The 6566-nt window shown below is 67.1% G+C and carries 5 protein-coding genes and 1 pseudogene; 4 read left to right on the top strand and 2 right to left on the bottom strand.

Annotated features, from left to right (window positions below; translation table 11 throughout):
* A pseudogene (locus tag QZT59_RS11655) lies at positions 1 to 119 on the bottom strand (translation initiation factor 1A 2); the annotation flags it as partial.
* A gap of 72 nt (positions 120 to 191) precedes the next feature.
* Positions 192 to 1049 (bottom strand): UbiA family prenyltransferase, encoded by an 858-nt coding sequence (locus QZT59_RS11650; protein ID WP_290816154.1) that lies wholly within the window; start codon positions 1047 to 1049, stop codon positions 192 to 194.
* 139 nt (positions 1050 to 1188) lie between these two features.
* Between QZT59_RS11650 and QZT59_RS11645 the strand changes: the two genes are divergently transcribed.
* The 4 genes from QZT59_RS11645 to QZT59_RS11630 form a co-directional block, all read left to right on the top strand.
* Positions 1189 to 1731 (top strand): ribbon-helix-helix protein, CopG family, encoded by a 543-nt coding sequence (locus tag QZT59_RS11645; RefSeq protein ID WP_290816151.1) that lies wholly within the window; start codon positions 1189 to 1191, stop codon positions 1729 to 1731.
* A gap of 278 nt (positions 1732 to 2009) precedes the next feature.
* The gene (locus tag QZT59_RS11640; RefSeq protein WP_290816148.1) at positions 2010 to 3293 is read left to right on the top strand and encodes an Nramp family divalent metal transporter; all 1284 of its coding nucleotides are present in this window, start codon (positions 2010 to 2012) and stop codon (positions 3291 to 3293) included.
* A 12-nt stretch (positions 3294 to 3305) separates the two neighbouring features.
* Positions 3306 to 5297: a hydantoinase/oxoprolinase family protein gene (locus QZT59_RS11635; RefSeq protein ID WP_290816145.1), complete on the top strand. Its 1992-nt coding sequence runs from the start codon at positions 3306 to 3308 to the stop codon at positions 5295 to 5297.
* On the top strand, positions 5294 to 6566 hold a 1273-nt coding region (locus QZT59_RS11630; RefSeq protein ID WP_290816141.1), incomplete at its 3' end, for a hydantoinase B/oxoprolinase family protein. The genes QZT59_RS11635 and QZT59_RS11630, both read left to right, overlap by 4 nt.

Here is a 6566-nt window from a genome sequence, read left to right as displayed (position 1 = left end):
TCTTCGCCGTCGGCACAGCGAAGGCGGACGTGGTTCCCGCCGAGGTGCTCGGTGACGACCGCGAAGACTTCGTCGTTGTTGGGCATACGGAGGTTCCGTCGCCCGGATTCTTCACTCACACCACAAAAACGGGCGGAGCACTCTTAAATTGTGGGGAGGCCCGCGATACCACGACCCACGCGAGACCTCGGTCAAAGAGTCGCCAGCGGCTCGAACCAGACCGCAGCGACCAGGACGGCCAGAAAGACGTACGATCCTCGGATCAGGAGCATCGTGGCCAGGGTCGGTGGGGCCCGCCTGGCGACGACGGCGACTGCACCGAAGGCAACGACTGCGAGAACGCTACCCGGGGGAAACGCGCCGTAGACGGCGAACCCGATCACGCCGACGAGCGCCACGGCCAGGAGCCCAAAGGCTACGTCGTGGGCCCGTTTTGGTCCGAGGACGACGGCGACGGTACGCTTGCGGATCGAGCGATCGTAGTCGTAGTCCTGGGCGTCGTCGATCACCTTGATCCCCGACAGTAGTACCACGAAGACGGCCGCGAAGGCCAGCGCCAGAGTGCCGATCGAACCAGCCTGAACGTAGTAGCCGCCGAGGATGGCCAGGCCGATGCCGACGGGATAGCCGGCGGTCGCCCCGATCGGGTGCACGTCGAGGCGCGGAGCGTGAAAGTACGCGATCAGCCAGGTCGGAAGCGTCAGCGCGACGGCGACGGCGTCCACGCGCATGAAGACGACCGTGCAGGCGAGCGCGAAGAGGACGGTCGAACCGACGAGTCCCAGCCGACAGCCGGTGACGGTGAGCGGGTGGTCGTCGTCCTCGCCCCGGACGTGGAAGTCGACGTACCCGTCCTGAACGTGTGCCGTGTAGACGGCGGCGAAGATCGCGACGACGTGCGCACCCGCCTCCACCGGCGCGACCGTACCGGTGAGGATCCCGCCGAAGATGGACGCCGCGAGGGGCGGAAGCATGAACACAGGGTGGACCTGCGAGAGGTACGCGCGCGTCGCCGCCAGGATCCCGGTCCCGTGACGGGCGATCGGCATGCCTCAGCCGACCACGAACCGACGTAAAACTCCCCGGGTCAAAATCGCCTCTCCCTGCGCACTGACGACTCGCAAACGTGTCGACTTTCCCACCCCATGCGGCGTGGAAGCTATATGCATGGAGTGGATGGAGAGGGACATGACCGACCGGATTACGGTATCGTTCGATGACGACGCCCGCGCGGCCCTCGAGTCGCTCACCGGCGAGACCGGCAAGAGCCAGAGCGAGCTCGTTCGCCGCGCGCTGTCGTTTTACGCCGCAAACTTCGAGGCCGCTACCGGCGATCCGAGTCACAACTTAGAGCAGTACTACCAGATGCTGTCCTCCGGCGAGCACGTCCTCCTCGACGTCGACTTCCTGCACTGCTTTTTGGATCGCCTGTACAACGACGGGAACCCTGATCCGGACTTCGTCGAAAGCGCGGATCGAGTCTCAGAGTATCACGTCCGCGAGTACGCTGAACGCTTCGACGGGCTCGCCGAACTCCTCGAATGGCTCTCGTTCTGCGGGTTTTTGACCGTCAGATCGGAGACCGATGGCGCCTATCACGTGGTGTTTCCCTCGGAGTCGATTCGGTGGTTCATGGTCCGGTTCATCGAGCGCAGCACCACGGACTTGCCGTTCGACGTCGCGGTCGAAGCCGGTGTCTCGAAGGCGATTCTCACCGAGAATTTAGAGTGAATTGCTTCTCCACAGTATGGTCGCAGTCGGTTGCACACGTACCGGCTGTTGGCAACCACGTGATCCCACTGGTTCGTGACTGCCAGTGGCTCACACCAACTCGGGATCTCCCAGTGAACGGCGTCGATCTCCCGCAAATGAATCACGCTCAACCATCATACTCGTTCACACTCGAGCAGCACCGACGACGAATGTACCCCACATTGTAAGACTGATTCTCAACAATCTTTTTTATATAATGTTGTCTGTGAACGACTGGCATACGGAGGACTCGACAAATGGCAACATCGGACAAGGCACAAACGACAGGTGCGGGCGGAGAATCGTCGACCGGTCTCGTCGACCGGCTCAGAAACGTCGGCCCCGGGGCGCTCGTCGCGGCGGCGTTCATCGGTCCGGGGACGGTAACGACGGCGAGCGTGATCGGTGCAGAGTACGCGTACGTACTCCTGTGGACGATCGTGTTCTCGGTCTTCGCGACGATGGTCATCCAGGAGATGAGCGCGCGTCTCGGACTGATTACCCAGCAAGGACTGGGCGAGGCGCTGCGAAAACAGTTCGAAAATCCGGTGGTGAGCACGGTCGCCATCGTGCTGGTGGTGGGCGCCATCGGCGTCGGCACGGCCGCGTTCCAGACTGGGAACATCACCGGCGGCGCTGCGGGACTGGCGACGATCACGGGCGTGGAGGCGAACATCTGGGGGCCGATCATCGGCCTCGTCGCGGGTGCGCTGCTCTTTACGGGCAGCTACAAGCTCATCGAGAAGGTGTTCATCGGCCTCGTCACCGTTATGGGCATCGCGTTCCTCGTGAACGCGATCGCGGTCCGGCCGAGTCCGGCCGACGTCGGAGGCGGGCTGGTGCCGACGGTCCCCGAGGGATCGGCGCTGCTCATCGCGGGGCTCATCGGGACCACCGTCGTCGGCTACAACCTGTTCTTGCACGCGAGTACGGTCCAGGAGAAGTGGAACGACCCGAGTGACCTCAAAGACGCCCAGTACGACACCATACTGCTGGTCGCGATCGGCGGCCTCATCACGACGGCGATCGTCATCACGGCGGCGGCGGTGTTTCCGGAAGGAACGGAGATCGACAACGTCGGGGAGATGGGCGACCAGCTCGAGCCCGTCATGGGCGGTTACGCCCTCACGTTCTTCGCGATCGGCCTGTTCGCCGCCGGGTTCACCAGTGCGATGAGCGCGCCGCTCGCCGGTGCGTACGCGACGGCCGGGGCGCTCGGCTGGGAGCGGGACCTGAAGTCGACCCGGTTCCGGGCGATCTGGATGACGATCCTCGGCGTGGGTATCGTCTTCTCCGGGCTCGGCTTCAACCCGGTCCAGGTGATCGTCCTCGCGCAGGTCTTCAACGGCCTGCTCCTGCCGATCCTCGCGATCTTCCTCATCTACGCGATGAACAACGAGGAGCTGCTCGGCGAGCACACCAACTCCACCCTCCAGAACGTCCTCGGCGGAATCGTCACGCTGGTCGTCATTATGATTGGCCTGTTGACCCTGAACGACAACCTCCCCGCGTTCATCGACGTCGTGACCGGGTTGCTCTAAGCTACGTTCATAATGACAGGACAACGCACGCAGATCGGCGTCGACGTCGGCGGCACGTTCACCGACGTCGCACTGTTAGTCGACGGTCGGCTGACGACCGCCAAGGTCCCGACGACCGCGGATCAGAGCCGCGGCGTGATCGAAGGCATCGAGAAGGCCTGCGAGGACGCCGGCGTCGAGCCCGCGGCGATCGAGAGCTTCGGCCACGCGATGACCGTCTCGGTCAACGCGATCCTCGAACGTGATGGCGCGCGGATGGCGCTGGTCACGACCGCCGGCTTCCGGGACGTCCTCGAGATCGGCCGGCAGGACCGCCCATCACTGTACGATCTCGAGGCAGAGAAACCGGCCCCGCTCGTACCGCGACGACGGCGGTTCGAGATCGACGAACGGTCCACGGTAGAGGGCCTCGAGCGCGAGGTACGACCCGACGATGTTCACGAGATCGCCGAGGAGATCGCGGCGGCGGAAATCGATAGCGTCGCGGTCAGTCTGCTCCACGCCTACGCGACGCCGGAGAACGAGCGGACGGTGGCGACGCTTCTCCGCAAGGCGCTCGACGTGCCCGTCTCGACCTCCTCGGAAGTCCTCGCTGAGTTTCGCGAGTACGAGCGGACGGCGACGACGACGGTCGACGCCTACGTCACCCCCGCGATCGACGGCTACGTCGGCCGACTCGTCGACCGAGCGGCCGAGGCGGGGATCCCGGCACCGCAGATAATGCAGTCGAACGGCGGCATCGCGGACGCGGAAACGGTTCGCGAGCACGCGGTAACGACGGTCCTTTCCGGGCCGGCGGCCGGCGTCATCGGTGCGGCCGACGTCGCCGGCGACGACGGGCTCGTCACGTTCGACATGGGCGGCACGTCGAGCGACGTGAGCCTCGTCCGGGACGGATCGCCGGCTCGGACGACCGACGCCGAGATCGACGGACTGCCGATCCGAACGCCGATGGTCGACGTGAATACTGTCGGCGCCGGCGGCGGCTCGATCGCGTGGGTCGACGCCGGCGGCGCGCTCCGCGTCGGGCCGCGCTCGGCAGGCGCCGAGCCGGGACCGGTCTGTTACGGTCGCGGTGGGACCGAACCGACGGTGACCGACGCGAACGTCGTGTTGGGTTACATCGGCCCCGAGACCGCCCTCGGCGGCGAACTGACGCTCGACGTCGACGCCGCGCGGGACGCTCTGGCCGATCTCGCGGACGACGCTGACCTCGACGGACCGCTCGACGCGGCCCGCGGGGTGTACCGGGTCGCCAACGCGACAATGACGCGCGCGATCCGGGCCGTCACGGTCGAGCGCGGGCTCGATCCCCGCGGGTTCGGCCTCGTGGCGTTCGGCGGGGCCGGGCCGATGCACGCGGCCGCCTTAGCTTCGGCGCTGGGAATGGAGCGGGTGATCGCCCCGAAACCGGCCGGCGTCCTCTCGGCGTACGGGCTGCTCGCGGCGGACGAATCCCACGACGCCGTCCGGACGGTCCGCGTCGCGCTGGCCGACGCTGATCAAGAGCGGATCGACAGCGTCTACGAAGAGCTCGTCGAGACCGTCCTCGCGGACGTCTCCGAGCCCGACCGAGCCGAGATCGATCGTGCGGCGGACTGTCGGTACGTTGGCCAGAGCTTCGAGCTCACGGTACCGGTCGAGGAATTCGAGCCGGAGGCGGTGGCCAACCGGTTCCACGCGGACCACGAGTCGGCCTACGGCTACACCCTCGAGGAGGCCGTCGAAGTCGTCAACCTGCGTGTGACCGCGCGGGTCGACCGCCCGTCGCCCGAGGTCGGCCACGCCGCCGAGGGAGACCCGCGGATCGGGAAACGGGGGGCGCACTTCCCGGACGTGGGAGCCCGGGAGGCTGCCGTCTACGCACGAAACCGGTTGGCGGCCGGCGAGTCGATCGACGGACCGGCGGTCCTGGAACAGCCCGAGGCGACGACGGTCGTCCCGCCGGAGTGGCGCGGGCGGATCGGCGACGACGGCACCCTCGTCATGGAGGTGGCCGAATGACCGCCGACTCGCTCGACCCGGTGACCCTCGAAGTGCTGCGCAATCAACTCGAGAGCGCGGCCGAGGAGATGGGGCAAGTGCTGATCCGCGGCGCGTACTCGCCGAACATCAAGGAGCGGCGGGACTGCTCGACGGCGCTGTTCGACGACCGGGGCCGGATGGTCGCCCAGGCGGAGCACATTCCCGTCCACCTCGGCGCGATGCCGGAGGCCGTACGGGCCGTCAGGGACCGCGACCCGGCACCCGGCGACGTGTTCGTCCTGAACGATCCGTTCACCGGCGGGACGCATCTCCCGGACGTGACCCTCGTCTCCCCGGTCGCGCCGGCGGGCGAGATCACCGGCTACGCCGTCTCGCGGGCCCATCACGCCGACGTCGGCGGGATGACGCCTGGCAGCATGCCCGCTGGCGCACGCGAGATCTATCAAGAGGGGCTCCGAATTCCGCCCGTCCGGCTGGTTCGGGACGGCGAGGTGGTCCCGGACGTGATGGAGCTCCTCCTGGCGAACGTCCGGAACCCTCGAGAGCGCCGGGCCGACCTCCGCGCGCAGCTGGCGGCGAACGAGCGCGCCGAGCGCCGGACCGGGGCGCTCTTCGACGAGCACGGCGAGGAGCTCGTCAGGGCGGCGTTCGACGCGGTCATCGATTACTCTCGCCAGCGGATGAGGGCGGAAATCGAAGCGCTTCCGGACGGTACGTACGACGCGACGGACATCCTCGAAGGTGACGGGATCACCGACGACGACGTGCCGATCGCCGCCACGGTGACGATCGACGGCGCCGCGATCGACGTCGACTTCGGGGAGACAGCGGACCAGGTTCCCGGCAACCTGAACGCGCCGCTGTCGGTGGCCAAGAGTGCGGTCTACTTCGTGGTCCGCTGCGTGACCGACCCCGAAATTCCGCCGAACAACGGCTGCTACGAACCGGTGACCGTCCGCGCGCCGGAGGGATCGCTTCTGAACCCGCGGCCGCCCGCCGCAGTCGTCGGCGGGAACGTGGAGACGAGCCAGCGGGTGACGGACGTGACGTTCCTCGCACTCGCGAAGGCGGCGCCGGGGCGCGTCCCCGCCCAGGGGCAGGGGACGATGAACAATCTCACGATCGGCGCCCGCGACGGCTCGTTCACCTACTACGAGACGATCGGTGGCGGGTTCGGCGCCCGGGCCGGGTCGGACGGGATGGACGGCGTCCAGGTCGGGATGACGAACACGCTCAACACGCCGATCGAGTCGATCGAGACGGAGTACCCGATGCGCGTGGAGTGCT

Source organism: Halovivax sp. (genome assembly GCA_007119345.1).
In the GTDB taxonomy this organism is placed as follows: Archaea; Halobacteriota; Halobacteria; order Halobacteriales; family Natrialbaceae; genus Halovivax.
Note: the sequence above shows the minus strand (reverse complement) of the source record. Positions and strands in the feature narration are given on the sequence as shown.

Bases quoted from the DNA above. Each gene is read 5' to 3' on its own strand.
- QZT59_RS11645 (WP_290816151.1), top strand. From the start codon at position 1,189: ATGACCGACCGGATTACGGTATCGTTCGATGACGACGCCCGCGCGGCC.
- QZT59_RS11640 (WP_290816148.1), top strand. From the start codon at position 2,010: ATGGCAACATCGGACAAGGCACAAACGACAGGTGCGGGCGGAGAATCG.
- QZT59_RS11650 (WP_290816154.1), bottom strand. From the start codon at position 1,049: ATGCCGATCGCCCGTCACGGGACCGGGATCCTGGCGGCGACGCGCGCG.
- QZT59_RS11635 (WP_290816145.1), top strand. From the start codon at position 3,306: ATGACAGGACAACGCACGCAGATCGGCGTCGACGTCGGCGGCACGTTC.